Source organism: Herbaspirillum sp. VT-16-41, from assembly GCF_001994935.1.
In the GTDB taxonomy this organism is placed as follows: Bacteria; Pseudomonadota; Gammaproteobacteria; order Burkholderiales; family Burkholderiaceae_D; genus Herbaspirillum; species Herbaspirillum frisingense.
The window spans coordinates 22,909-48,624 of the sequence record NZ_MUXB01000108.1 but is presented as its reverse complement, the minus strand read 5'-3'; the positions used below and the strand labels follow the sequence as shown (position 1 = coordinate 48,624).

Genomic DNA, 25,716 nt, shown 5'->3' with positions numbered 1-25,716 from the left:
CGAAATCCCGTCGAAACCGGACCCGCCGCACGCCAACACGGGCGAAGACAAAGCGCGAAGTTTGCCACAGAATGGACAGCCGGCCCATCCCTGGCCCCTGTCCTTCACTTGCGCACGTTCCCGCGTGCAGGCTATAGATTCACTTCTACGGCAGAGGTTCGCGGCTTGCTGTGCAAACTGTTTCATCTCCATTGCACACCGGCTGTTGCATCATGAACTGGTTATATATACAGTATCCACCTGTGCCCGCCCCTCAAAGGCGGCCCTGCACGGTCTCCACCTGAACTGCCCCTCACCCATGCTGCCAGACCTCACCCGGGAAGCGCCCGCGTCCACTGCCCCGCAGACCGCCTCTGCCGACGACCCTGCACAGGAGCGCGATCCCTTCGCCCGGCTCAATGCCGAACAGCGCGCCGCCGTCGAGCACGGTAGCGGCCTGCCGCCATCGCAGCAGACGCCGCTGTTGATCGTGGCCGGCGCCGGTTCGGGCAAGACCAATACCCTGGCGCACCGGGTAGCGCGGCTGGTGCTGGAGGGCGCCGATCCGCAACGCATCCTGCTGCTGACCTTTTCGCGCCGCGCGGCCGGCGACATGGGCCGCCGGGTGGGCCAGGTGATCCGCCAGGTACTGGGCCTGGCCGCTGGCGATGCCCCGCCGCAACTGCCCTGGTCCGGCACCTTCCACGCCATCGGCGCGCGCCTGCTGCGCGACTACGCCAGCGTGATCGGCCTGGAAGACGACTTCACCATCCAGGATCGGGGTGACTCGGAAGACCTGATGGGCCTGCTGCGCCACGAGATGGGTCTGTCTTCCACCGACAAGCGCTTCCCGCTCAAGGCCACCTGCCTGGCGATCTATTCGCGGGCCGTCAACACCCGCCAGGACCTGGCCCAGGTGCTGCAGGTCCATTTCCCCTGGTGCCGCGAGTGGGAGCGGCCACTGGGCGAACTCTTCGCCCGCTATGTGGATGCCAAGGAAGCCCAGCACGTGCTGGATTACGACGATCTGTTGCTGTTCTGGGCCGACATGCTGTCCGACCCGGAAATCGCGCAATCCGTCAGCGCCCGCTTCGACCACGTGCTGGTCGATGAATACCAGGACACCAACCGCCTGCAGGCCGAGATCCTGCAGCGCATGAAGCCCGATGGCGCCGGTGTGACCGCCGTCGGCGACGACGCCCAATCGATCTATTCCTTCCGCGGCGCCACGGTGCGCAACATCCTCGACCTGCCTTCGCTGTTCACCCAGCCGGCGCGGCTGCTGACGCTGGAACAGAACTACCGCTCCACCCAGCCTATCCTGCAGGCGTCCAATGCGGTCATCGCCGATGCCCCGGAACGTCACTTCAAGAACCTGTGGAGTGACAAACCCTCCTCGCAGAAACCGCAGCTGGTGGTCATCCCCGATGAAGCCGAACAGGCGCGCTGGGTCGCCAACCGCATCCTGGCGCATCGCGAAGAAGGGCTGACGCTCAAGTCCCAGGCAGTGCTGTTCCGCACCGCCACCCACAGCGCCGCGCTGGAGCTGGAACTGGTCCGCCGCAACATCCCCTTCGTGAAGTTCGGCGGGCTCAAGTTCCTGGAGAGCACCCACATCAAGGACCTGCTGTCCCTGCTGCGGCTGGCCCACAACCCCAGCGGGCGGATGGCCGGCCTGCGTGCCCTGCAACTGATTCCCGGGGTCGGCCCGGCCACCGCCCGCAAGGTGCTGGACCTGATGGCCGGCGCCGCCGACCCGGCCGATGCCCTGCTCAACTTCGGCGCCCCGGCCAATATCGCCCTGCAGTGGCAGGCCTTCGCCGATACCTATGCCCTGATGCGGCGCGCCAGCGCGGCCTGGCCGACCGACATCAACGCCGCCCGCGACTGGTATCTGCCGCAGTTGGAACAACGCTACGAGGACGCTGACGCCCGCGCCGCCGACATCGAGCAACTGGCCGCGCTGGCCCGGGGCTATGCCTCGCGCGAGAAATTCCTCACCGAGCTGACGCTGGATCCGCCCGAATCCAGCAGCGACTTTTCGGCGCCGCCCTATCGCGACGAGGATTACCTGACGCTCTCCACCATCCACTCCGCCAAGGGCCAGGAATGGCGCTCGGTGCATGTGCTGAACGTGGTGGACGGCTGCATCCCCTCCGACCTGGCCACCGGCAGCGAGGCCGAGATCGCCGAAGAGCGCCGCCTGCTCTATGTGGCCATGACCCGGGCCAAGGAATATCTGCACCTGATCGTGCCGCAACGTTTCTACATCACCCAGCAGACGGCCCAGGGCGACCGCCACGTGAACGCCATCCGCAGCCGCTTCATCACCCCGCGCATGCTGCCCCATTTCGAAGACAGCCTGTGGCTGTCGGCCGAGACCAATGGCGCCCGCACACCCATGCCCGAGAGCGTGCGCATGCTGGTGCGCCAGCGCGCCAAACAGGCCTGGAACAAGTCTTGAGCGGTTTTTTAAGGGCCTTAAGTCAGATAAGTGAAGCTTTGTGCAGGGGACGCCCAGGCCAAGCGGCCCGCCAGCCGCTAAAATAGCGCCCCATGAATCAACTCGACATCCTCGTTCCCTTCGCCCTGCCCCCGGCCGAGCTGGCCCGCGACCTGCTGCGCCAGAGCAAGGCCCCCGCCCTGGCCATGCTGCTGGGCCGTGGCAAGGCGACACCGCTGCAGTCGCACGACCCGTTTTCGCGGGCGCTGCCGCATGAACACTGGCTGGCCCGCCGCTTCGGCTTGCCGCCGGCCCCGCAGGATTCCAGCCCCGCTGCGGCCGCCGCATTGATGCAGGGCCTGGGCCACGCACCGGCCGCCGGTCACTGGTTCGTACTGCACCCGGCGCACATCCACGTGGCCCGCGACCATCTGGTGCTGACCGACATCGGCCAGCTGCAGCTGGAAGAGGAAGAATCGCAACGCCTGTTCGCCGCCGCCCTGCCGCTGTTTACCGAGATCGGCCATGAACTGGTGTATGGCGACGCCCGCACCTGGTTCATCCGCGCCGACGCCTGGGCTGGCCTGCGCACCTCCACACCGAGCGCCGCCAGCGGCCGCAATGTCGACATCTGGATGCCGGAAGGCCCGGGTGAACTGGCCTGGCGCAAGCTGCAGAACGAAGTGCAGATGCAGTGGTTCGCCGAGGCGCTCAACGAACAGCGCGAAATGCGTGGCCAGAAGGCCATCAACTCCATCTGGATCTGGGGCGGCGCCGATGCCGGTGCCCGCGCGCAGCATAGCTATGGCGCCCGCTTCGGCCTGCGCGGCTGGATGCGCGCCTTCGGCGATGGCGCGCAGGCCGACCAGGCCCATGCCAATGCGCATGCCCATACCAATGCGAGCCAGGTGAACGACATCCTGCGCGGGGACGGACACCGCCTGCTGGTACTGGATGCCCTGGTCGAAGCGGCCCTGGCCGAGGAATGGGGCCTGTGGCTGCAGCACCTGGAACACCTGGACCGCGAATGGCTGGCGCCGCTGCTGGTGGCGCTGCGGGCCGACACGCTGGGAGCCGTCAACCTGGTCCTGACCGGGTCTGACCGCCTGGTCGAGGTTGCGGTCACCCGTGGCGCCTTGCGGCGCTTCTGGCGCAAGCCCTCACTGGCGCTGCTGGCGGAGCGTTGCGCATGATCCGCGTCGCCACCCGCCCCTATCACCCTGGCCAGGCCGACCAACTCATCGCCGAAGGCGTCCACCCGGTCCTGGCGCGGGTCTACGCGGCACGCGGCCTGTCCACCGCGCGCGAACTGGCCAGCGAACTCAATGCGCTGTTCCCGCCCGCCGGCCTGCTCCATATCGACGCTGCCGCCAGCTACCTGGCCGACGCCATTGCCGCCGGCAAGAAGCTGGTGATCGTGGCCGACTATGACTGCGACGGCGCCACTGCCTGCGCGGTCGGCCTGCGCGGGCTGCGCCTGCTGGGCGCGCAGGTGGACTACATCGTGCCGAACCGCTTCGAATACGGTTACGGGCTCACCCCCGAGATCGTCGAACTGACGGTGCGCGAAAAGAATCCCGACATCATCGTCACCGTCGACAACGGCATCGCCAGCATCGACGGCGTGGCCGAGGCCAAGCGGCGCGGCATCGACGTGGTGGTGACCGATCACCACCTGCCCGGCGATGCCCTGCCGGAGGCGCGCGTGATCGTCAATCCGAACCAGCCGCAATGCGGCTTCCCCAGCAAGAACCTGGCTGGCGTGGGCGTGATGTTCTACGTGCTGCTGGCGCTGCGCGCCGAGATGCGCAAACGCGGCCTCTTCGACGCCCAGACCCAGCCACGCCTGGACACCCTGCTGGACCTGGTAGCCCTGGGCACGGTGGCCGACGTGGTCAAGCTGGACGCCAACAACCGCATCCTGGTGGCGCAAGGCTTGAAGCGCATGCGCAGCGGCAAGATGCATCCGGGCATTGCCGCACTGTTTCGTGCGGCCGGGCGCGAAGCCCGCCGCGCCACCCCCTTCGACCTCGGCTTTGCCGTGGGGCCGCGCCTGAATGCGGCAGGTCGCCTGGCCGACATGGCACTGGGCATCGAATGCCTGACCACCGACGACGAAGGCCGGGCCTGGGCGATCGCCCAGCAACTGGACGCCATCAACCGCGAGCGGCGCGACATCGAAGCCGGCATGCAGGACACCGCCCTCTTGCTGCTGGACGACTTCAACCCGGCCGATCGCCGCACCATTGCTGTTTTCGATGCCTCCTGGCACCAGGGCGTGATCGGCATCGTGGCCTCGCGCCTGAAGGACAAGTTCTATCGACCCACCATCACCTTCGCGCCCGGCGACGAAGGTTTCATCAAGGGCTCGGGCCGGTCGATTGCGGGCTTCCACCTGCGCGACGCGCTGGACCTGGTGTCCAAGCACGCACCTTCGGTGATGACCAAGTTCGGCGGCCACGCCATGGCGGCCGGGCTGACCATCCATGCCGAGGCCTTCGACGCCTTTGCCGAAGCCTTCGAGGCCGTGGGCCGCGACTGGCTCACGCAGAACCAGCTGGAGCGCGTCATCGAGACCGATGGGGTGCTGGAGGATGCCTATTATTCGGTGGAATTCATCAGCCTGATGGACCAGCAGGTCTGGGGCCAGGGCTTTGCGCCGCCGGTCTTCTGCGATCACTTCCGGGTGCTCAGCCAGCGCATCCTCAAGGAGAAGCACCTCAAGCTGCAACTGGAGAAAAACGGCCGCAAGTACGACGCCATCTGGTTCGGCCACACCGACGCTTTGCCCGACCACGCCCAGGTGGCGTTCCGGCTGGATGCCAACGAGTACAACGGCAAGACCACCGTGCAACTGATGGTCGAACACGCCGAGCCAGCCTGATCGTCCCGCCTCTGCCCCAATGGGCGCAAAGCCTTGCCCCGCAAGGATTGCAGCAGGGAAACAGGACATCAAGAAGGGAACAAAAAAAAGCCAACATTGTGGCGTTGCAGTGGCACAATGTTGGCTTGGAGCGACTTTCAGCCTGCCAAACTGAAGGCAGCTAGAGACCGCTCCAGACAATAACAACAAGACCAACCCGATGATGATCAAGCGCATTCACTGCAGCCTGGTGACCCGTCTCACCCTGTTCGGACTCTTGCTGATTCTGGTGAGTGCGGTCTTGCGCTACAACATCCTGATCGGCTTCCTCGAAAAGGAGCAGGCCCAGGTCGCCGCCGACCAGCAAAGCACCATTGCCAGCTACCTGGCGCAGGACATCGGCTATCGCGTGCAGGAGCGTGCCAGCTATCTGGAACGCCTGGCCAGCCACTTTCCCAGCGCACTGTTGGGCGACCGCGCCGCCATGCGCAGCTGGCTGCAGGATCACCAGCAACTGCTTCCGCTGTTCGCACAGGGCCTGTTCGTGGCCGACGGCAATGGCACCATCGTGGTCGACTACCCGACCCTGGATGGCCGGCGCGCGCTATCCCTGACCAACTACCCCGATTACGAGCGCGTGCTGCAGGGTGCGACCGTTCTGTGTCCGCCCCTGAACAGCCCTGCCAGCGGCAAACCCATCATCGCCATTCTCACGCCGCTGCGCGACGCCAGCGGCCGCATCGTGGGCGTGCTGGGCGGTAGCAGCGAACTCAATGCACCGGGCTTCCTGGACCATCTGCAACAGGCACGGCTGGGACCGACCGGCAGTTTCCTGCTGGTGTCGCCGCAGCAGAGGATGATCATCGCCTCCAGCGACGAGGCCCTGGTATTGACTCAGCTGCCGTCGGCCGGCCGGGACGAATTGATGGACCAGGCCCTGGCGGGCTACCGGGGCAATGGCGTGGGCATCGCGGCCAATGGTGTCAACGAGATCAAGGCCTTTGCCTCGGTGCCGGGCACGCCCTGGCTGGTGGCGGTGACCATGCCGCTGGCCGCAGCCTTGCCCACGGTAGAGCGCACCCGCGCCCTGATTGCGCGCGGTGGCGTGATACAGGGGGTCATGGTCGTGTTGCTGCTGGTGCTGGCTTACCTGTGGTTCTTCCGCCCGCTGCGACGGGCCGCCGCCCTGGCCGATCGCATGACGCGCGGCGAGCTGCCACTGTCGCCGCTGCCGGTCGAACGGCGCGATGAGGTAGGCCACCTGACCATGGCCTTCAACGGCCTGCTCTCGCGGCTCAAGCTGCACCAGGCCGAACTCCAGCATCAGGCCCACCACGATGTACTCACTGGCTTGCCCAACCGCATGATGCTGGCCGAGCGCATGGAAGCCGCGCTCACCCATGCCTGCCGCGAACGCAACGGCGTGGCCCTGCTGTTCCTGGATCTGGACGGCTTCAAACCGATCAACGACACCCTCGGCCACAAGGCCGGCGACCTGGTGCTGCAGGAGGTCACCCGGCGCCTGCACCAGGTGGCAAGGCACGGCGATACGCTGGCGCGGGTGGGGGGCGATGAATTCGTGCTGCTGATCACCGATCTCGGCGAGCCGTATGAACATGGCGCGCAGGTGCTGGCCGAAAAGTGCATCAAGGCAGTCTCCGAACCGCTGCACCTGGCGCAGGGCGAGTACCGGCTCGGCGTATCGGTAGGGATCGCGGTCTGCGACGGCAGTTGCGACGCCGACAGCCTGCTGCAGGCCGCCGACAAGGCCATGTATGCCGCCAAGGGCAATGGGCGCGGCTGCTACGTGATCGCGCCGGCGCGCGCGATCGGCCCGGAGACGGACCTCAGCGCACCGGGAGGAACTGCAGGAACGACCCGCCCAGCAGGTTCTGCACATAGCTGATGCCGGCCCGGCGGTAACGCTCGGTGCTGAATTCGGCCATCAGGTCCAGGCGCCCGACGATCTTGCCGAACTCCCGCTCGAAACTGAGGTTGCGCACTTCCCCGCCGATTTCGTCGGAGAGCAGCAACGGCGCACCGCTAGCGTTGCGCCGGCTGGCGAGCACCCAGGCGGCGATTTCGACGTTGCGGGCGGCGTTGTAGAGATGCTGGGCATCCAGCCCGTCGACCAGGAAGAACTCGATCTTGTTGCCATGGGCGACGATGATCATGTCAGCGGTGGCATCGATGAAGGCCGCCACCCTATCCCCCTTGAAGTCCGGCGCCAAGGCCAGCGTCATGGCAGCGATGTCGCGTTTGCCCTGCAGTTCCGGCCAGGGCTGGCGCTGTTCGATGGCGTCACGCACCTTCTTTTCGGCCTCTTCCCGGGTGGTCGCGGTCTTCTTCCATTCGGCCGGGTTGCGCCGATACAGCTTGGACATCAGCAGATACAGGCTATCCAGATTGGCGCGCATGGCCAGGGTGGCCACGCGATTGCTGTCGGACTGGCCCATCTCGCGCGAGCTGGCCTCGGCCCCCTTGACCTGGCCGTGCGGCGCGGGAGAGCTGGCGCAGGCCGCCAGCAAGGCGGCACAGGGAAGCAACAGGGGAAGCAGCGTTGTTCTTGTCATCGGCGGGCAGGACGAAACGAGCTGATAGGACCGATCCTAGCAGATTGCGTTCCGTGCCGGCCCGCCGCGACGGCGGACCCGGCCTCAGCTCCTGGCCGAGTACGGCAGACCGGTCAGGTAACCGACAGTGGCGCCGAAGCGGTCCTTGTAGTTGGCCCGCACCAGCGCATCGAGCTTGTCCTTGACCTTGTCGTGCAAGCCCTTCTCCCAGTCACCGGCGTGCTGGAAGTTGCTCATGACATAGGTCCAGCCGTTGATTTCATCGACCGCATGCAGGCCGGTCGATTCGGCCCCAGCCGGGCAGGACAACACGCGGGTGAGCGCCTTGGTATCGACGTTGTAGGCCCACAGGAAGTTGTTGACGTGCATGCCGCTGTCTTCGCCGATGAAGAGCGTGCGCAGCTTCTCGGAGAACTTGATGTTGTCGGGATTGGCGATGTGTTCCTGATCGGCCAGGTTGCCCAGGGCATCCGGGGTCTTCAGGTCCACGCCCACCAGCGCGGCCGGCGGGGCCATGTCGATGGCCACCCATTCGCTGTCGATCACATTGCCGCCGGCATCGCGCTGGCCGCCGCGCAGGTTCAGCGCATACACGGCGCCGGCCTTGGGGCCTTCGACCTTGATGTGGCCGGAGCCGTTGAGCATCGAGGTCTGGACATAGGACATGGCCGAATAGGCGATCTTGTCGCGGGCATTGACGGTGGTGCCTTCCATCTTGGTGAACCCCAGGCTGCCACCGGCCAGGGCGGCGTAGCGGTGGGTTTCCAGGAAGGCGGCAGCCTTCTGCATGCCCGGCTTGACGCGCACCCAGTTGAACTTGCCGTTGAAGGGAATCCTGGAGAAGGAGCCATCAGCCGGGTCGGTGGTGCGGATATCCATGATGTCGGAAGCCTTGTAGCGCTCCGCCATGGCCTTGACTTCGGCGCTGGTGGCGCTGCCCAGGCGTACCCAGGACAGCTTGCCGGCACCCGGACCGACACCCGAGACCTGCTCCCAGCGCGCCACATAGAGCGTACCGGAGGACAGGTCGGCGGCGCGATCGGCGATGAACATGAACAGACCGCCATTGGTGGCATCGTCGCCCATCAGGACGGTGCGCTGGTCCGGCATGACCTGCACCAGTTCGTGCGAGATGCGCCCCAGGCAGTAGTGTTTCTTGATGGAACCGGTGCCGTCGGGGTTGACCGTCACTTCCGGCAGATGGCCGTAGTGGTAGGGATTGGCGCGGTTTTCATCACCGTACAGATTCTTGCTGAAGGCCTTGAATTGCGGGTTGGAGGCAATGGCCGATGCGTCCGGTTCATATTCTTCCGACGACAGGTGCGTGTTCCAGGGCGACAGGCTGGCGCCGCAGGTGATCCACAGGCCATTGACCTGGGAGGTGTCGACGTTGTGGTATTGCACCAGCGACAGCTTGCCCGAGGACGGGTCCTGGTCCAGCGTGAGCACGGCGATGGGCGAAGGCAACTGGCCATACATGGCGGCCTGCTTCTGGTCGCGGGTGGTGTATTCGAATTGCACCACGGCAAACACCGCGTTGCCCTTTACGCCGGGCACCTTGGCGCCCGGCACGGTCAACAGCGAAGAGCCGTCCGGGCAGTCCGAGAAGAACTGGCGTTCACGGCCGGGCAGCGAGCGGTCGATGATGGGCTGGTTGTTGATGTCCAGATAACCGCCGGCCAGGATGCTGCCACCACGGCCGTCCGGCACCATGTCGCCGGTCATGAAGAAGGGCTGGTAGGCCAGCTCGTAGCTTTGCTTGCTGCCATCGGCAAACGTTACCTCCAGCGCCGAACCAACGGTGGTGGAGGCCATGGCGGCCGGATTGTCCAGAGTGGGAGCCGGCATGCCGGTAAAACGCGCCGAGGCGAAGGGCTTGCCGGCACCGGGCGTGGCGCAGGCCGCCAGCAGGGCACTGGCCGACAGGCCACCGGCCAGCGGCAGCAGCGGCGCGGCTGTCATGGCCTTCAACAGGCTGCGGCGACCGGCTTGCGGCTGGTCGACGGTGGAAGGGAGGGACGTGGCGGCAGGCTGTCTCATCGAAGATTCTCCGGTAGGGGCTGGCAGGTATCGGGCAGCGCCGTGCGCCACCGTCAGGTTTTTGTCAGTAAAACAAGCGCGCCGATGGTAGCGAGCGAAAATGACAGGCGCGTGACGGAGATGAAACTCCCCTGCTCCTCTTGTATAATGTGAGGTTTGATCGCAAAAGAACCCATCATGGAAGCAGAACGCCTCAATTCCCTCCAATCCCTGCTCGACGACCTGGCCACCCGCGCCACCGAGCTACGGAGGTATCTTTGACTTCGATGTGAAGTCGGAGAAACTCGAGCAAGTCAACGCCGAACTGGAAGACCCCAACGTCTGGAACGACCAGAAGCGGGCCCAGGACCTCGGCAAGGAAAAGAAATCGCTGGAAGCGATCGTCCATACCCTCATCAAGATCGACAGTGAACTCACCGATGCCCGCGACCTCTTCGAGATGGCACGCGAGGAAAAGGACGAGGACACCATCGTCGCCATCGAGGCCGATGCCGAGAACCTGAAGAAGCTGGTGGAAGAGATGGAATTCCGCCGCATGTTCAGCGGCCCCATGGACGCCAACAACTGCTTCATCGACATCCAGGCCGGCGCCGGCGGTACCGAAGCCCAGGACTGGGCCTCCATGCTGTTGCGCCAGTATCTGCGCTATTGCGAGCGCAAGGGCTTCAAGGCCGAGATCATGGAACAGTCCGACGGTGAAGTGGCCGGCATCAAGACCGCCACCATCAAGGTCGAGGGCGACTATGCCTATGGCTTCCTGCGTACCGAGACCGGCGTACACCGCCTGGTGCGCAAGTCGCCGTTCGACTCGTCCAATGGCCGCCATACCTCGTTCTCGAGCCTCTTCGTCTACCCTGAGGTGGATGATTCCTTCGAGATCGAGATCAACCCGGCCGACGTGCGCGTCGATACCTACCGCGCCTCCGGCGCCGGTGGTCAGCACATCAACAAGACCGACTCCGCCGTGCGCCTGACGCACGCCCCGTCGGGCATCGTCGTGCAATGCCAGAACGACCGCAGCCAGCACCGCAACCGTGCCGAAGCCTGGGACATGCTGCGCGCCAAGCTGTTCGAACTGGAACTGCGCAAGCGCATGAGCGAGCAGCAGAAGCTGGAAGACTCCAAGACCGACGTCGGCTGGGGCCACCAGATCCGCTCCTATGTGCTGGACCAGTCCCGCATCAAGGACCTGCGCACCAACTTCGAAACCGGCAACACCAAGGCCGTGCTCGATGGCGACATCGACGACTTCATCGCAGCCTCGCTGAAACAGGGCGTCTGATCCACGCCGGCCGCGCAGTCCTTGCGCGGCCGGTTTGCCGACTGAGCTACCGTTCAAACCTCAAGAATTCCAACCATGACCACGCAAAACACCCCCGCCGCCCAGCCGGCAGCCGACGAGAACAGCATCATCGCCGAGCGCCGCGCCAAGCTGGCCGCCATCCGCGAGCAGGGCGTCGCCTTCCCCAACGATTTCCGCCCGGCCAACAATGCCGCGGACCTGCACGCGCAATACGACGGCTTCGAGAACGAAGCGCTGGAAGCCGAACCGGTGACCGTCACCGTGGCCGGCCGCATGATGTTGAAGCGGGTCATGGGCAAGGCGGCCTTCGCCACCCTGCAGGATGCCTCTGGCCTGCGCGCCGATGGCCGCATCCAGCTCTACGTGACCCGTGACGTCACCGGCGAAGAAGCCATGTCCGCCTTCAAGCACTACGACCTGGGCGACATCCTGGGTGCCGAGGGCACGCTGTTCAAGACCAAGACCGGTGAACTGTCGGTCAAGGTCACCAAGCTCAAGCTGATCACCAAGTCGCTGCGCCCACTGCCCGACAAGTTCCACGGCCTGGCCGACCAGGAAATGAAGTACCGCCAGCGCTACGTCGACCTGATCATGAGCGAGGAAACCCGCCGCACCTTCAAGGCCCGTACCGCCGCAATGTCGTCGATCCGCCGCTTCATGGAAACCAACGGTTTCATGGAAGTGGAAACCCCGATGCTGCACCCGATCCCGGGCGGCGCCGCGGCCAAGCCCTTCATCACCCACCACAATGCGCTGGACATGCAGATGTTCATGCGCATCGCCCCCGAGCTGTACTTGAAGCGCCTGGTGGTGGGCGGTTTCGAGCGCGTCTTCGAGATCAACCGCAACTTCCGCAACGAAGGCGTCTCGCCGCGTCACAACCCTGAATTCACGATGATGGAGTTCTACGCCGCCTACGTGGATTACCAGTGGCTGATGGGCTTCACCGAACAGGTGATCCGCCAGGCCGCCATCGACGCCCACGGCACCGCCGTGCTGACCTACCAGGGCCGCGAGCTGGACCTGTCCAAGCCCTTTGACCGCCTGACCATCACCGGTGCCATCCTCAAGTACGCCCCCAACTACACCGCCGAGCAACTGGCCGACATCGAGTTCCTGCGCACCGAACTGAAGAAGTTCGGCGTCAAGACCGACCAGGCCCCGCTGGCCGGCGCCGGCATCGGCGCGCTGCAACTGGCGCTGTTCGAAGAAACCGCCGAGTCGCAGCTGTGGAACCCGACCTACATCATCGACTACCCGGTCGAAGTCTCGCCGCTGGCGCGCGCATCGGACACGGTGGCCGGCATTACCGAGCGCTTCGAACTGTTCATCACCGGCCGTGAAATTGCGAACGGTTTTTCCGAGTTGAACGACGCCGAAGATCAGGCCGCCCGCTTCCAGGCCCAGGTGGCCGCCAAGGATGCCGGCGACGAGGAAGCCATGTACTACGACGCCGACTACATCCGCGCCCTGGAATACGGCATGCCCCCGGCCGGCGGTTGCGGCATCGGCATCGACCGCCTGATGATGCTGATCACCGATTCGCCCAATATCCGTGACGTGATCCTGTTCCCGCACCTGCGTCGCGAAGACTGATCGCCGAGGATTGAAGCCTGTCGGCTGACACCCCGCATTGACGTCCAGGGGACGGCGACATCGCCGTCCCCTTTCCATTTCTGCCTCGCAGACAGCCTGCCCACCTGTTGCTGCCGTACTCCCCCCGGCTTGCTCCCCTCCCCGCGCCAATCTTCCCTTTCCGCTGCGCTCCTGCGTGGCGCAAAGACTGTTGTCATCCCGCAAACCCGCCTCCCGGGCCGTTTTTGCCACATTACAAGTTTTTACAACTGACACAGAATCGGGATTTTTTTTGGCCGATGACCACTCCATAATCCAGTCATCCAATCTTCAACGACAACAGAACAACTAGAGAGGTCATCATGGAAACCAACAACACACAACCCCTGAATACCGGCAACAACGCCGTCGCCAAGACATCCTCCGGCCGCCTGCATCCGCTGATGGCCGGCGCTGCCGTGGCCGTGATCCTGGTCAGCCTCATCGGCGTGGCCGCCATGACCGGCCTGCTGCCCAACTCCAAGAGCGAGAATTCCCCGCAGCAGCTGGCGGCGCTGGATCAGAACGCGCAAGTCCCGGGCGCACCCGCCAATACCCTGAGCGCACAGCAGCAAGCCCAGCGCGCCCCGTCCTATCAACCGCAGCAATCGGCCTATCCGACCCAGGCTGCAGCGCCCGCAGTACAGCGCGCCCCGGCGATCTGCAATAGCTGCGGTGAAGTGGTCGGCGTGCGCGCCGTGCGCCATGCCGCCCCCACCAGCGGCGTCGGCATCGCCGGTGGTGCCGTGGTCGGCGGCCTGCTGGGTAATCAGATCGGCGGCGGTACCGGTCGTACCCTGGCCACCATCGCCGGCGCGGTCGGCGGTGGCTATGCCGGCAATGAAGTGGAAAAGAACGTGCGCGCCACCACCAGCTATGTGGTCGACGTGCGCATGGAAAACGGCAAGACCCGCAGCTTCCCCCAGAGCAATGAAAACTGGCGCGTCGGCGACCAGGTACGCGTGGTCAACGGCCATCTGGAAGGTCGCGGCTGATCCGACTCCCCTGATCACTCCGTCTCATCAGCCAGCCCTTCGCACTCCGGTGCGAGGGGCTTTTTCTTGTCGGTCAAAAACCTGCACCTTCGTACATTTGCCAACCATTGTTGCCCATTGGAAAATAATAGTGAACCAAAAGGCAAGTGTTGTGCACCAACAGCAGTGTTATGACGTTAACGTGTCATGATTCGGAAATATTCCTGCCGGTTGGCAAGACCTGCCTCCCCTCAGCCGGCACAGTAAGAATGTTCTTGATAAACGCTGGAAACATTTGGCGCCGGCAGTTAGACTTCCGCAAAAACTTACCGCCAGGATGGCAGCGGAATTGGTACTCGGGAAACAGAACGCGACAAGCGTCGGCCCGCTTACTCGTATTGAACGGGGGGCGAACGATTCGCCAAGACGCGCCAGACCGGCGCGAATGCGTTTGAAGATTTATGGACTCACAGTCATCCACCGACAGCAGCACGCTGGTCTCCGAGGCCCGCAACGATGACCGCCACGGCGGTCCCCACAAGGATCATGCGGTCATCCTGCTGCATGGCCTGTGCGGTTCCCAGCTCGAAATGGGCTCGATCCCCAAGCAGCTCAAGAAAGCCGGCTGCACCGTCATCCCGCTGACCATCGACAACTACTCCGCCGCGCTCACCAATCCGCGCGTCTCACCCGACTGGGAAGCCTGGTGCGCCGTGGTCGAAAGCCGCGTGGCCCGGCTCAAGGAAGAATTCAGGACCGTCTCGCTGTGTGGCCTTTCCATGGGCGCCACGCTGGCCCTGGCGGTGGCCGCCCGCAGCAAGGACCTGCTTTCCGTGGTGCTGCTCTCGCCGGTGCTGCAATACGACGGCTGGTCGGTGCCCTGGTACTGGAAACTGTTGACCGTGGTCTATGAGATGGGCTTTCGCAACTGGTCCTACAAGGAAAGCGAACCCTACGGTATCAAGAACTACGAAATGCGCCGCCGCGTCGCCGCTGCCCTGGAAAAGGATGGCGTGGCCGCCGTCGGCGCCGCCTCCATCCCGGCCCGCCACCTGCGCGCCGCCCTGCGCATGATCGCCTTCGTGCGCAAATCGCTGCCGCTGGTGCGTACCGACACCCTGATCATCCATTCCATCGACGACGAAACCGCTTCCCCGCGCAATGCCGAGGTGATCCTGCAACACATCAATGCCGAGGTCCGCAAGGTGATCTGGCTGGGCGATTGCTATCACATCATCACCGTGGACAATGAGCGCGAAATCGTTACCAACGAGACCGTGATGTTCATCAAGCGCAGCATCGAGATCCACGGCAACGAACTGAGCCGCAAGTACCTGGGCCATTCCTCGCCGCTCAAGGATCGCCGTCACTAGGGCCTGCTGCGCCGATACAACAGGGCCGACCTTGCCTTGAAAAAACGAGCCTGGTCAGCCTTTTGAAAGACTGGATTCTTAACATGAGCATATTGCGCGACCGCGCAATGTAAACGAAGATGGACACGACGCACCACCCTGCCAAAGCCCTCATGAGCCTGATCAAACTGAAGAACGCCAAGAGCTGGCGTCCGCAAGGCTTCCGCCCGCTGTATGTCAGCGCGTTCGGATTCGTTGCGGCCTTCGGCTTGCGCTATGCACTGGCGCCCTTCGTGGACGAGGCGCTGTCGATGGTGTTCTTCGCCGTCAACTGCATCGTCATGAGCTACCTGTTCGGCTGTGTGTATTCGCTGGGGTTGCTGGCCATCAGCATCCCCACGGCCATGTTCTTCTTCCGCAAGCCCTTCTATACGATGGATGGCCTCAACGACAAGGACGTCTTCATGATCCTGGTCTACACCATCATCGTGGTGACCGCCTCGGTGATCATCGAATGGCTGCAGCGCGAGCGTTATGCGGCCGTGCTGCAACGGCGCGTGTCGGAAACCCGCTACCGCCTGCTGATCGAATCCGACCAGGCACGGCGTGCCGAATATAGCCGCCAGTTCGAGAGCAGCGCCAGCGAACAGGCCTGAGTGACAGCTCCATCGACCTGATCATCCCGGCCTGATCAACCTTCAGGCCAGTCCTCCCCCACAGGCCTCGCGCATCCAGGCTATCCACGCAAGCCGGCATCAGGAAGCCCCTGATACCCACGGTCGCCGGCCCCTCCTAAGATGAGCCCATACCAGCACATCTCGCCAAGGAGGCCGCCATGTCCCTGACCCATCACCTGCCCCGCATCCTCGTCATCGATGCCGACCTCGATGCCATCGAAATGGCCCGCTTCACGCTCTGGCGCAACCAGCTGCCCTGCCAGTTCGAATGGTTCGACGATGCCGAACTGGCCAATGCCTCCCTGCTTACGCAAGCCCTGTGCCGCGCCCGCGACCTGCCTACGCTGATCCTGCTGGACCCGCGCAGTTTCCCCGGCACCGAAGGCTACGAGCTGCTGCGCACGCTGTGCGTGTACCAGACGCTGGCGCACATCCCCCTGGTCTTGTTTACCGCCGCGCCCCTGTCCAGCGATTTCGCCCGCGAACAGGACGGCCGCATCTGGTACGCCGCCAAACCGCAACGTGCCACCGATTACATGGAACTGGTCACCCAGTGCGTGCAGCAACGTCTGCATCAGCCAGAACCGTTCTGACCACCTATCCCTTGCCGGCACGGCGCAACACCTGCGCCAGGCGCCGGATCAGCGGCGCAAACTGCTCCGAAGAAGTATTGCCATACCCGATCACCAGGCCATTGCTGGCAGCCTGGCGCGGCAGTGCCGAAAACGACGACAAGGCCCCCACATTCATCCCCGCCGCCCGCGCCGCCGTGCTGACGACGGTATCCTGCCAGTCCAGCGGTAAGCGCACCGTCAGGTGCAGACCGCTATCGCCTCCCCATACCTCAACCCCGGGCAGATGTGCCTGCAAGGCCTCGCGCAGCGCCTGCTGGCGTTCGCGATAGAGGCGCCGCATGCGGCCCAGATGACGCGCGAACTGGCCGCCGGCCATGAATTCGGCCAACGCCAGCTGCTCCAGCCGATGCCCACCGCGCAGCAACTCCGCCAGTGCCGGCCAGGCCCCCGTACCCGCCGATTGCGGCAGCACCAGGAAACCGATGCGCAGCCCCGGGAACAAGGTCTTGCTGAAGGTGCCCACATACAACACGGGTGAATCCGGCACCAGCCCCTGCATGGCCGGCACCGGGTGGCCGCGGTGCCGGAACTCGCTGTCGTAGTCGTCCTCGATGATCCAGGCCCCGCACTCGCGCGCCCGCGCGATCAGTTCCAGCCGGCGCTGCAAGGACAGCACCGCGCCGGTCGGATATTGATGCGATGGCGTCACATGCACCAATCGCGGCGGGCTGCGCCAGGCGCGCGCAGGGATGACGATGCCCTCGCCATCGACCGGCATCGACCGGATCTTCAGGTCGCCGGCATGGAAGGCAGCGCGTACGCCGCCATAGCCCGGGTCTTCCAGCCAGGCGCGCTCGCCGGGGTTGGCGAACAAACGCACACACAAGGACAAGGCCCCCTGCGCGCCCTCGGTCAGCACCACCTGGGCCGCCTCGCAGCGCACACCCCGCGCCACCCGCAGATATTGCGCAATGGCCTCGCGCAGGGCCGGCTCGCCCAGCGGATCGCCATACGCCAGCGCCATCGGCCCGGCCCGCTTCAGGGCCCGCTCCTGGGCGCGCAGCCAGGCATTGAGCGGAAAACGGTTCAGCGCCGGCATACCCGGCGTGAGCGGCAGGGTCCGGTCCCCGGCGTCGCGCGTGGGCGTCATGGTCGACACGCGGTGCGACTGGCGTGTGCTGTCCGGGCGAGATGGCTGGACGAACCGGGTCGCCGCCCCCGCCAGCGCGGCCACACGGGTCCCCTGGCGATCGGCGCGGGCATAGCCTTCGGCCACCAGTTGTTCGTACACCGCCAGCACGGTATTGCGCGCTACCTGCAACTCCGCGCACAGGCTGCGGGTGGCGGGCAGGCGACTGCCCGGCGGCAGTTGTCCATCGAGGATGGCGTGCTTGAAGCGGGCCAGCAGCTGCTGCTGGCGTGAGCCCGCGGCAGCGTCCGAATCCAATGGCGTGCTTAGCAGGGAAACGGAAGATGTCGTCACAGTCATTGCAGTCATCACGGCCAGGTTTCGTGGCCCCATCAAATGTGTGGTCTTTGGCACTTCTGATGATGCCACGAAAGCGCTATCTTGGAGCTTCTCTCGCCCACCTGGATGCCAACGTGAACCACTCCACCGCCACCCGCCGCAACGAATACCAGCAGGACATCGGCCCCGCCCTGCCCGACTGGCAGGCGCGTCCTCGGCCGTCCGTACAGACCCTGCAGGGACGCTACTGCCGGCTGGAGCGTATCGATGTCGCCCGCCACGGGGCAGCACTGTATGCCGCCTTCGCCGAGGCCACCGATGGCCGCGACTGGACCTACATGATGAGCGGCCCCTTCCCGGATGAAGCCAGCTACCTGCACCAGGCCGAACTGATGCAGGCCAGCCAGGACCCGCTGCATTACGTAGTGATCGACCAGGCCACTGGACGGGCCCTCGGCAGCATGGCCCTGATGCGCATCGAACCGGCACACGGCGTGATCGAAGTCGGCCACATCGCCTTCTCGCCGCGGCTCAAGCGCAGCCGCGTGGCCACCGAGTCGCATTACCTGCTGATGCGCCATGTCTTCGAAGACCTCGGTTATCGCCGCTACGAATGGAAGTGCGACAGCCTCAATGGGCCTTCGCGCCGGGCGGCGCAGCGGCTGGGCTTCTGTTTCGAGGGCATCTTCCGGCAAGCGGTGGTGTATCGCGGTCGCAGTCGCGATACCGCATGGTTCTCCATCATCGATGGCCAATGGCCGCAGCTGCGCCAGGCTTTCCACTGCTGGCTGCAGCCCGACAATTTCGATAGCGAGGGCCGGCAACGGCAGGCATTGTCGACACTGACTGCACCAGCTACACCAGCTACACCCGCTACACCGACCACACCCACCGCCCCCTCGGGGGACTGACACCACCCATCAGGAGCGCGCACTGAGCTGCTTGAGCTCCCACAGCGCCTCCAGTACGTGGCGCGTAGCTGGTTCCGGCGGGCCGGCGCGATGGGCGATGCCCAACGGCCGCCATAGCGCCGGGCGCAGCGGGCGCATCACGATGCGCGGGTCCGGCGGCACAGCACGGCCCTGGGCACCGGCTTCGTGCGGCAGCAGGGTGGCGCCATAACCGGCCGCCACCAGGCTCTTGATGGCATCGTTGAAATTGAGTTCGATGCGCGGCAAAGGATGCTCCCCGCCGCTGGCGAACCATTCCGTGGTCAGGCGCGAGAGCCGCGTCTCGGGCGCATTCAGGATCAGCGGCTGCGCCGCCAGCCAGGACGGCGTCACCACCCTTGGCACCTGCCACGCCGCCGGCAGGAAGGCCATCACCGGGTCGCGCCGCCAGGGCTTGACCGTCAGGCCGCCCACCGGGGCCTGCGGCAGGGCCACCAGGCCGATGTCCAGCGTCCCTTCCACCAGTTGCGCCAGCGTCTCCTGCGAGGTCAGGATGCGCACCTGCACATCGATGCCCGGATGTTGCTGCCCCAGACGTTCCAGCACCTGCGGCAACAGATAGGCAATGGCGCCGGTGGAGGCTCCCAGGCGCACCCGTCCGGCCAGGCCCTGCACCTGCCGCTGCACTTCTTCCAGCGCCTGATCGGCCGCCGCCAGCAACTGCCGCGCCCGCGCCACCAGCGTGGCGCCGATGCCCGATGGCCGCACCTGGCTGCGCTGGCGCAGCAGCAAGGGCGCGCCGATGCGCGCTTCCAGTTCGCTGATGTGCAGGCTCACCGTGGGCGGTGCCAGGTTCAGGGTGCGCGCCGCAGCGGCGAAGGAACCCAGGTCGGCGATGGCGACCAGGGTACGCAGACGATCCAGGTTGAGTTCACGCATGGAATGGCTCCGGCATCAGCAACGACAGTGGAAACAGCAACAGGAACGAACACCGCACCTTCAGTAAAACTGAACGATCTCTTTGCGATATTCAACTTTTCCAATTATACGTTTTGTCGCACCATGCAAGGCATCGGCATTCCCGCGCCATGCCAGGGCCAGGGCGAAGTCCCTCGCCACCGCTTCCATCCGGGCGCGCCCACTGCTTGCAGCTGACCGGAGTACACCATGAGCAACCCTCCTCTGATCTTCATCGACGGCGACCAAGGCACCACCGGTCTCCTGATCCACGAACGCCTGCGCGACCGCAAGGACCTGCGCATCCTGACCCTGCCGGCAGCCGAGCGCAAGGATGCGCAGCGGCGCGCCGAAGCCATCAACAGCGCCGACATCGCCCTGCTGTGCCTGCCCGACGCTGCGGCCCGCGAAGCGGTGGCGCTGATCGAGAACCCTCGCGTGCGCGTCATCGATGCCAGCTCGGCCCATCGCACCAGCCCGGGCTGGGTCTATGGCTTCCCCGAGATGACGCCGGAACAGCCCCAGGCCATTGCCAACGCCCACCGCATCAGCAACCCCGGTTGCTATCCGACCGGCGCCATCGCGCTGCTGCGCCCGCTGGTACAAGCCGGACTGGTACCGGCCGACTACCCGCTGAGCATCCACGCCGTCTCCGGTTACTCCGGTGGCGGTCGGCCGCAGGTAGAGCAATACGAAGGACCGGAAGCCGCCAGCGCCGCGCCCTTCGTGCTGTACGGCCTGGGCCTGCAGCACAAGCATCCACCGGAAATGCAGCTGCACGCCGGATTGACGCAACGGCCGATCTTCCTGCCCGCCTATGGCGCTTTCCGCCAGGGCATCGTGCTCTCCATCGCACTGCAGACCCGCCTGCTACCGGCCGGTGCCGGCCTGGAGTCGCTGCGCGCCGCACTGCAGCGCCACTACGCCGGGGCGCGCCACGTCAAGGTACTGGATGCCGAACAGAGTGCCGCCACGGCCCAGCTTGATCCGACCCGCCACAACGGCAGCAATGACATGACCCTAGGCGTATTCGGCAACCCGGCCGAAGGCCACATCCTGCTGTGCGCAGTCTTCGACAACCTGGGCAAGGGGGCATCGGGTGCCGCCGTACAGAACCTGGACCTGCTGCTGGCAGCCACCTGACTCGCGTATTGATGCGGCGTCCCGTCCCGGCCAACAAGGCCGGAGGTGGGGCGTGACTGACCACGAACGTCCTGCCCTCGCCGCATCACTCGTAAAACGGTTTAAAGGCCTGCTCTGCTGCACGGCAGGAATGGTCAGGCTGTGGCATCATTCGTGACTTGATTCGCCACCACAAACTGCAGGCGTCGGCTCCCCCTTGATTCGGCTGCCGCCCCGCTTCAAAGCAAGATGTCCACCACTCTAGGCGCAATAGCGTGCAAGTATCTCGACGCCACCATCAAGCTGACCCCGGTATTACGTACTGACGGCAAGTGGACGGCGTTCGTCCATATCGACTTCCCGGATCGCACCACCCACGAATTCGGCGACTTCAAGCCAGGCAACTCCAAGATGGAAGCCTTGCAGAATGCCGTCACGGCTGCCGAGAACTACGTCGTCAATCGCAAGAAGAAATAGACTGGCCGGAATCACCGTCCCCCAAGCAAAACGGCCTGCATTGCTGCAGGCCGCCCGGTGCGCAGGTCCATCCCGAACGGGATGGGGCAATGCAATCAGTTCATCTTGACGCCGGCAGCTTCGCTTTCCTTGTAGATCGCATCAATCAGGTCCTGCCCCACCCGTGAGGCCATGCTCTTGTGCACCGGCAGCAGTGCGCGGCGCCACTCGGCCTTCTCCTGTTCGGAAAGGGTGTAGACCTTGGTCTTGCCGCTGGCCTTGATGGCGGCCAGGGCATCGTCATTTTCCTTCTGGGCGATGGTATTGGCGTAGACCGTGGCTTCCTTCATGGCCCCTTCGAGCTGGCCGCGCACATCGGCCGGCAAGGCCTCCCAGAACTTCTTGTTGACGATCACGGCGTAACCGATATATCCATGATCGGACACGGTCAGGTTGGACTGCACCTCATGCATCTTCTGCGTGTAGACATTGGAGGGCGTGTTCTCGCTGCCATCCACCACCCCGGTCTGCATGGCCTGGTACACCTCGGAAAACGCCAGCACCTGCGGATTGGCCTTCAATGCCCGGAACTGCTCGTCCAACACCTTGGAGGACTGGATGCGCATCTTCAGCGCCCGGAAGTCCGCCACCTTGTGCAGCGGCCGGTTGGCCGTCATCACCTTCATGCCGTTATCCCAGTAGGCCAGGCCCTTGATACCCTTGCCTTCCAGCTTCTGGAACAGGCCCTGCCCGATCGGCCCCTCGGTCACGCGCTTCAACACTTCCTTGTTGGGAAAGATATAGGGCAGGTCGAACACCTCGAACTCCTTGGCCCCCAGCGGCCCGAACTTGGCCAGGGACGGCGCCAGCATCTGCACCGAACCCAGCTGCAGCGCCTCCAGCTCTTCCTTGTCCTTGTAGAGGGTGCTGTTGGGATAGACCTCGACCTTGACACGGCCGTTGGTCGCCTTCTCGGCCAGTTCCTTGAAGCGTTCCGCGCCCTTGCCCTTGGGCGTGTCGTTGGCCACCACGTGACTGAACTTGATGACGATGGGCTGTTGCGCCAGTGCTGCCGTGGTCGACAGGCTCAGCGTGGCGAAGGCGCAGGCGGTCAGTGCCGCCCGCATTGTGATGATGGTCATGCGTGTCTCCTCCGGGTGAAGCCGGGGGCCGATGACCTCGGCCCCCGGCGTTAAAAGACGATCAGGTCGCGCAGCCCCTCCCCGCTATGCAGGCGGTCGAAACCGTGGTTGATGTCGGCCAGCGCCAGGCGCTCGCCCATGAGCTTGTCCACCGGCAGGCGGCCGGCCTGGTACAGGCCGATGTAGCGCGGGATATCGCGCACCGGCACGCAGGAGCCGATATAGCTGCCCTTGACGGTGCGTTCCTCGGCCACCAGGCTGACCTGCTGCAGCGCCCAGTTCTGGTTCGGCGCCGGCAGGCCGGCCGTGACCGTCATGCCGCCACGGCGGGTCATGCGGTAGGCCGCTTCCATGGCCTGCACCGAGCCGGCCATCTCGAAGGCGTAATCGACACCGCCCTTGGTGAGTTCCTTGACCTTAGCCACCGCATCCGGGTCACGGGCATTCACGGTGGCCGTGGCGCCCAGAGCACGCGCCACTTCCAGCTTGCTGTCGTGCAGGTCCACCGCGATCACCTCGCGTGCGCCTGAGGCCAGCGCGCCCAGCATCGCGCACAAGCCCACGCCGCCCAGCCCCAGCACCGCCGCCGTAGTACCGGCCTTGACCTCGGCGGTATTGACCGCTGCGCCCACGCCGGTCAGCACCGCGCACCCGAACAGGGCCGCCTCGACCGGATCGATATCAGCCTCGATCTTCACGCAGGAGCGGCGCGAGACCACCGCATGATCGGCAAAGGCCGACACCCCGAGGTGGTGATGCACCGCCTGGGCCTTGTCACGCAGACGGCGCTGGCCCGACAGCAGCTCACCCAGGGTATTGGTGGCGGCGCCCGGCTCGCACAGCGCCGGCCGCCCTTCCATGCAGGGCAGGCAGTGGCCGCAACTGGGCACGAAGACCAGCACCACCAGATCACCGGCACGCAGGTCGGTCACGCCACTGCCTACCTCCACCACTTCCGCCGAAGCCTCGTGGCCCAGCGCCATGGGCACCGGACGCGGACGCACACCGGTGATCACCGACAGGTCCGAATGGCACAGGCCGGCGGCCTTCATCTTCACCAGCACCTCGCCGGGGCCGGGCGGGTCAAGATCGAGTTCTTCGATCTTCAGCGGCTGGCTCACGGCAAACGGATGCGCATCGGTCATCTCGCGCAATACGGCGGCCTGGATTTTCATGTGGTCGTCTCCCTCTGGTTGGAAAACGTCTAGGTTACACGAGCCGCAGTGCCTCAATCGGACAACAGGCCGGCCTGGTGCAGGAATTTCTCGGCCTGCAGGATCACCGGCTTGTCGATCATCTTGCCTTCAAGCGAAATGGCACCGCCATCGCTGGCGCGCACCGCCGCCATCACGGCCCCCGCCCAGGCCAGCTCCTGCTCGCTGGGCATGAAGCCACGCCGCACACCTTCTACCTGGCGCGGATGGATGCACAGCTTGGCGCCAAAACCCAGCCGGCGCGCGCGCTGCACCATGCGTGCCAGAAAGGCGTCGTCATTGAAATCGGTGGTCACGCCATCGATGGGCGGGGCAATGCCCCCCAGGCGCGAGGCCATCACCATCTCGATGCGGAAGTGCGTCAACTCCTCCTCTTCAGGACCGCACTGCATGCCCAGATCGACCTGCGCATCGATGGAGCCGAAGGCCAGCCGCTGCACGCCCGGCACCGCCGCAATCTCGCGCGTGGCCGCCAGACCGGCGGCACTCTCGATGAGCGCGATCAGGCCGCGCCCGGGACCCAGCCGACGGGCAATCGCCGACAGGCTCTTGGGATCTTCCGCCTTGGGCAATACGATGCCGGCCATGGACAGTCCCGAAAACGTCATCAGGTCCTCGCCATGCCAGACCGTATCGGCGGCATTGATGCGCACCCACAGGCGTGGCTGCGGCCCCTGTTCGCGCAGCCAGCGCGCCAGGGTCTCGCGGGCCTGCTCCTTCTGCGGCAGGGCCACGGCATCTTCCAGATCGACGATGACGGCATCGGCACCACTGTCCAGGGCCTTGACATAGCGCTCCGGCCGATTGGCCGGCACAAACAGGAAACTGCTGGCCGTGGCAATCTGCGGCGCCATCACACGGCTCCCCGTGCGCGCAGCGTGGCGATGGCCGCCGCGTCATAACCCAAGCCGCCGAGAATGGCGTCGGTATGCTCCCCAAGCGCCGGGATGGGGTCCATACGGTAGTCATAGCTATCGTTGGCGCCTGGCGGCAGCAGCGCAGCCACCTTGCCGGCCGGCGTATCGACCTCGGCCCAGCGCTGGCGCGCCGCCAGTTGCGGATGCTGCCACAGGTCGTCCATGCCATTGACGCGGGCATTGGCGATCTGCGCCCGGTCCAACCGCGCCACCACCTGCTCGGCGGTCATGCCGGCGAACATGTCCAGGATCAGCTGGCGCAGCACATCGCGATGTTCGTGGCGGCGCGAGTTGCTGGAGAAGCGCGCATCGCCGGCCAGCGCAGCATCCTCCAGCACCACCTCGCAGAAGACCTTCCATTCGCGCTCGTTCTGCAGACCCAGCATCACGGTCTTGCCATCGCCCGCCGCAAAGGGGCCATAGGGATAGATGGTGGCGTGCTCGGCGCCGGAGCGCTGCGGCGCCCCCGCACCCTGATAGGCATAGTAGAGCGGGAAACTCATCCACTCGGTCAGCGCCTCCAGCATGGACAGGTCGATGTGACTGCCGCGTCCATCGCGCCCGCGCTTGATCAGCGCGGCCAGGATGTTGGAATAGGCATACATGCCAGCGGCGATGTCGGCAATCGAGCAACCGGCCTTGACCACCTCATCACGAGTCCCCGTCACCGAGAGAAAACCAGCCTCGCTCTGGATCAGCAGGTCATAGGCCTTCTTGTCGCGATAGGGGCCATCCTCGCCGTAACCGGAAATATCGCAGACGATCAGGCGCGGATGTTTCTCCTGCAGCACCGCGGCCGACAGGCCCAGCCCGGCCGCCGCCCCCGGCGCCAGGTTTTGCACCAACACGTCGGCCTCCTGCAGCAACTGGTCGATGATGCGCTTGCCCTCTTCGTCCTTGAGATTCAAGCTGAGGCTTTCCTTGGAACGATTGGTCCAGACGAAGTGCGACGACAGACCATGCACACGGGTGTCGTACCCCCGCGCAAAATCGCCCACCCCGGGCCGTTCGATCTTGATCACCCGGGCCCCCAGGTCGGCCAGCTGGCGCGTGCAGAACGGCGCGGCAATGGCATGCTCCAGGCTGACCACGGTAATACCCTCCAGCGGGCGGTTGGCTTGTGACATGGCGCTTCCTCGGTCGATGGGCAAGTGCAG

21 protein-coding genes are annotated in these 25,716 nt (G+C 65.1%); 13 read left to right on the top strand and 8 right to left on the bottom strand.

The features are described 5' to 3' along the window. Window positions 1-298 precede the first annotated feature (298 nt). The 4 genes from BTM36_RS13920 to BTM36_RS13905 all read left to right on the top strand — a co-directional run bounded on the left by BTM36_RS13920 (window position 299) and on the right by BTM36_RS13905 (window position 7,191). Complete coding sequence (locus tag BTM36_RS13920) at window positions 299-2,443, top strand: ATP-dependent helicase (RefSeq protein ID WP_006464018.1); 2,145 nt, start codon at window positions 299-301, stop codon at window positions 2,441-2,443. A gap of 92 nt (window positions 2,444-2,535) precedes the next feature. Then, a complete protein-coding gene (locus tag BTM36_RS13915) occupies window positions 2,536-3,615 on the top strand; it encodes a hypothetical protein (protein WP_077236756.1) in 1,080 nt (359 codons plus the stop codon). Continuing rightward, window positions 3,612-5,306 carry a single-stranded-DNA-specific exonuclease RecJ gene (gene recJ, locus BTM36_RS13910; RefSeq protein ID WP_077236755.1) on the top strand — a complete coding sequence of 565 codons (1,695 nt, stop codon included), beginning with the start codon at window positions 3,612-3,614 and terminating at the stop codon, window positions 5,304-5,306. The genes BTM36_RS13915 and recJ overlap by 4 nt, the downstream gene beginning before the upstream one ends. A gap of 199 nt (window positions 5,307-5,505) precedes the next feature. After that, on the top strand, window positions 5,506-7,191 hold the full coding sequence (locus BTM36_RS13905; protein WP_077236754.1) for a diguanylate cyclase: 1,686 nt from the start codon (window positions 5,506-5,508) through the stop codon (window positions 7,189-7,191). Here the strand turns inward: BTM36_RS13905 and BTM36_RS13900 are convergent. After that, a complete protein-coding gene (locus tag BTM36_RS13900; protein ID WP_077236753.1) occupies window positions 7,133-7,858 on the bottom strand; it encodes a hypothetical protein in 726 nt (241 codons plus the stop codon). The two genes, BTM36_RS13905 and BTM36_RS13900, sit on opposite strands and share 59 nt — an antisense overlap. A gap of 84 nt (window positions 7,859-7,942) precedes the next feature. Further along, on the bottom strand, window positions 7,943-9,898 hold the full coding sequence (locus tag BTM36_RS13895; RefSeq protein WP_077236752.1) for a PhoX family phosphatase: 1,956 nt from the start codon (window positions 9,896-9,898) through the stop codon (window positions 7,943-7,945). Window positions 9,899-10,075: 177 nt separating this feature from the next. On the opposite strand from BTM36_RS13895, the gene prfB reads away from it, so the two are divergent. From prfB to BTM36_RS13865, 6 genes are all read left to right on the top strand, one after another. Beyond that, a protein-coding gene (prfB, locus tag BTM36_RS13890) for a peptide chain release factor 2 (RefSeq protein ID WP_139347154.1) occupies window positions 10,076-11,180 on the top strand; the annotation gives its coding sequence in 2 pieces (ribosomal slippage) (window positions 10,076-10,156 and window positions 10,158-11,180; 1,104 coding nt in all). 75 nt (window positions 11,181-11,255) lie between these two features. Continuing rightward, window positions 11,256-12,797 carry a lysine--tRNA ligase gene (gene lysS, locus BTM36_RS13885; protein ID WP_077236751.1) on the top strand — a complete coding sequence of 514 codons (1,542 nt, stop codon included), beginning with the start codon at window positions 11,256-11,258 and terminating at the stop codon, window positions 12,795-12,797. Between the two features lie 341 nt (window positions 12,798-13,138). Continuing rightward, window positions 13,139-13,810, top strand: coding sequence for a glycine zipper 2TM domain-containing protein (locus BTM36_RS13880; RefSeq protein ID WP_077236750.1), 672 nt, complete (start codon window positions 13,139-13,141; stop codon window positions 13,808-13,810). 440 nt (window positions 13,811-14,250) lie between these two features. Beyond that, window positions 14,251-15,162, top strand: a complete 912-nt coding sequence (locus BTM36_RS13875) for a carboxylesterase (protein ID WP_006464028.1) — start codon at window positions 14,251-14,253, stop codon at window positions 15,160-15,162. 152 nt (window positions 15,163-15,314) lie between these two features. Then, complete coding sequence (locus BTM36_RS13870) at window positions 15,315-15,797, top strand: DUF4118 domain-containing protein (RefSeq protein WP_241811690.1); 483 nt, start codon at window positions 15,315-15,317, stop codon at window positions 15,795-15,797. A gap of 179 nt (window positions 15,798-15,976) precedes the next feature. Beyond that, window positions 15,977-16,411: a histidine kinase gene (locus BTM36_RS13865; protein ID WP_077236748.1), complete on the top strand. Its 435-nt coding sequence runs from the start codon at window positions 15,977-15,979 to the stop codon at window positions 16,409-16,411. Window positions 16,412-16,415: 4 nt separating this feature from the next. Here BTM36_RS13865 and BTM36_RS13860 read toward each other — a convergent pair whose 3' ends face one another. Then, window positions 16,416-17,891 carry a PLP-dependent aminotransferase family protein gene (locus BTM36_RS13860; protein WP_254427004.1) on the bottom strand — a complete coding sequence of 492 codons (1,476 nt, stop codon included), beginning with the start codon at window positions 17,889-17,891 and terminating at the stop codon, window positions 16,416-16,418. Window positions 17,892-17,941: 50 nt separating this feature from the next. Between BTM36_RS13860 and BTM36_RS13855 the strand changes: the two genes are divergently transcribed. Beyond that, window positions 17,942-18,772 (top strand): GNAT family N-acetyltransferase, encoded by an 831-nt coding sequence (locus BTM36_RS13855; RefSeq protein WP_254427003.1) that lies wholly within the window; start codon window positions 17,942-17,944, stop codon window positions 18,770-18,772. A 9-nt stretch (window positions 18,773-18,781) separates the two neighbouring features. Here BTM36_RS13855 and BTM36_RS13850 read toward each other — a convergent pair whose 3' ends face one another. Further along, the gene (locus BTM36_RS13850) at window positions 18,782-19,690 is read right to left on the bottom strand and encodes a LysR family transcriptional regulator (RefSeq protein ID WP_006464033.1); all 909 of its coding nucleotides are present in this window, start codon (window positions 19,688-19,690) and stop codon (window positions 18,782-18,784) included. 228 nt (window positions 19,691-19,918) lie between these two features. Here BTM36_RS13850 and argC point away from each other — a divergent pair, with 228 nt between their 5' ends. Beyond that, window positions 19,919-20,851, top strand: coding sequence for an N-acetyl-gamma-glutamyl-phosphate reductase (gene argC, locus BTM36_RS13845; protein WP_077236745.1), 933 nt, complete (start codon window positions 19,919-19,921; stop codon window positions 20,849-20,851). 228 nt (window positions 20,852-21,079) lie between these two features. Then, window positions 21,080-21,307: a hypothetical protein gene (locus BTM36_RS13840; protein ID WP_006464035.1), complete on the top strand. Its 228-nt coding sequence runs from the start codon at window positions 21,080-21,082 to the stop codon at window positions 21,305-21,307. 95 nt (window positions 21,308-21,402) lie between these two features. On the opposite strand, the gene BTM36_RS13835 is transcribed toward BTM36_RS13840, so the two are convergent. The 4 genes from BTM36_RS13835 to BTM36_RS13820 are packed head-to-tail and all read right to left on the bottom strand — an operon-like array spanning window position 21,403 to window position 25,686. Beyond that, window positions 21,403-22,428, bottom strand: a complete 1,026-nt coding sequence (locus BTM36_RS13835) for a TRAP transporter substrate-binding protein (RefSeq protein WP_006464036.1) — start codon at window positions 22,426-22,428, stop codon at window positions 21,403-21,405. Window positions 22,429-22,478: 50 nt separating this feature from the next. Further along, a complete protein-coding gene (locus tag BTM36_RS13830; protein ID WP_077236744.1) occupies window positions 22,479-23,603 on the bottom strand; it encodes a zinc-dependent alcohol dehydrogenase family protein in 1,125 nt (374 codons plus the stop codon). 53 nt (window positions 23,604-23,656) lie between these two features. Beyond that, entirely contained in the window at window positions 23,657-24,496 is an 840-nt protein-coding gene (locus BTM36_RS13825) for a CoA ester lyase (RefSeq protein ID WP_077236743.1), read from the bottom strand. Continuing rightward, on the bottom strand, window positions 24,496-25,686 hold the full coding sequence (locus BTM36_RS13820; protein ID WP_077236742.1) for a CaiB/BaiF CoA-transferase family protein: 1,191 nt from the start codon (window positions 25,684-25,686) through the stop codon (window positions 24,496-24,498). Before BTM36_RS13820 ends, BTM36_RS13825 begins: the two co-directional genes overlap by 1 nt. Between the last annotated feature and the right edge of the window lie 30 nt (window positions 25,687-25,716).

Coding starts and splice junctions, on each gene's coding strand:
- BTM36_RS13920 (WP_006464018.1), top strand. CDS start 299: ATGCTGCCAGACCTCACCCGGGAAGCGCCCGCGTCCACTGCCCCGCAG.
- BTM36_RS13915 (WP_077236756.1), top strand. CDS start 2,536: ATGAATCAACTCGACATCCTCGTTCCCTTCGCCCTGCCCCCGGCCGAG.
- recJ (WP_077236755.1), top strand. CDS start 3,612: ATGATCCGCGTCGCCACCCGCCCCTATCACCCTGGCCAGGCCGACCAA.
- BTM36_RS13905 (WP_077236754.1), top strand. CDS start 5,506: ATGATGATCAAGCGCATTCACTGCAGCCTGGTGACCCGTCTCACCCTG.
- BTM36_RS13900 (WP_077236753.1), bottom strand. CDS start 7,858: ATGACAAGAACAACGCTGCTTCCCCTGTTGCTTCCCTGTGCCGCCTTG.
- BTM36_RS13895 (WP_077236752.1), bottom strand. CDS start 9,898: ATGAGACAGCCTGCCGCCACGTCCCTCCCTTCCACCGTCGACCAGCCG.
- lysS (WP_077236751.1), top strand. CDS start 11,256: ATGACCACGCAAAACACCCCCGCCGCCCAGCCGGCAGCCGACGAGAAC.
- BTM36_RS13880 (WP_077236750.1), top strand. CDS start 13,139: ATGGAAACCAACAACACACAACCCCTGAATACCGGCAACAACGCCGTC.
- BTM36_RS13875 (WP_006464028.1), top strand. CDS start 14,251: ATGGACTCACAGTCATCCACCGACAGCAGCACGCTGGTCTCCGAGGCC.
- BTM36_RS13870 (WP_241811690.1), top strand. CDS start 15,315: ATGAGCCTGATCAAACTGAAGAACGCCAAGAGCTGGCGTCCGCAAGGC.
- BTM36_RS13865 (WP_077236748.1), top strand. CDS start 15,977: ATGTCCCTGACCCATCACCTGCCCCGCATCCTCGTCATCGATGCCGAC.
- BTM36_RS13860 (WP_254427004.1), bottom strand. CDS start 17,891: ATGACTGCAATGACTGTGACGACATCTTCCGTTTCCCTGCTAAGCACG.
- BTM36_RS13855 (WP_254427003.1), top strand. CDS start 17,942: ATGATGCCACGAAAGCGCTATCTTGGAGCTTCTCTCGCCCACCTGGAT.
- BTM36_RS13850 (WP_006464033.1), bottom strand. CDS start 19,690: ATGCGTGAACTCAACCTGGATCGTCTGCGTACCCTGGTCGCCATCGCC.
- argC (WP_077236745.1), top strand. CDS start 19,919: ATGAGCAACCCTCCTCTGATCTTCATCGACGGCGACCAAGGCACCACC.
- BTM36_RS13840 (WP_006464035.1), top strand. CDS start 21,080: ATGTCCACCACTCTAGGCGCAATAGCGTGCAAGTATCTCGACGCCACC.
- BTM36_RS13835 (WP_006464036.1), bottom strand. CDS start 22,428: ATGACCATCATCACAATGCGGGCGGCACTGACCGCCTGCGCCTTCGCC.
- BTM36_RS13830 (WP_077236744.1), bottom strand. CDS start 23,603: ATGAAAATCCAGGCCGCCGTATTGCGCGAGATGACCGATGCGCATCCG.
- BTM36_RS13825 (WP_077236743.1), bottom strand. CDS start 24,496: ATGGCGCCGCAGATTGCCACGGCCAGCAGTTTCCTGTTTGTGCCGGCC.
- BTM36_RS13820 (WP_077236742.1), bottom strand. CDS start 25,686: ATGTCACAAGCCAACCGCCCGCTGGAGGGTATTACCGTGGTCAGCCTG.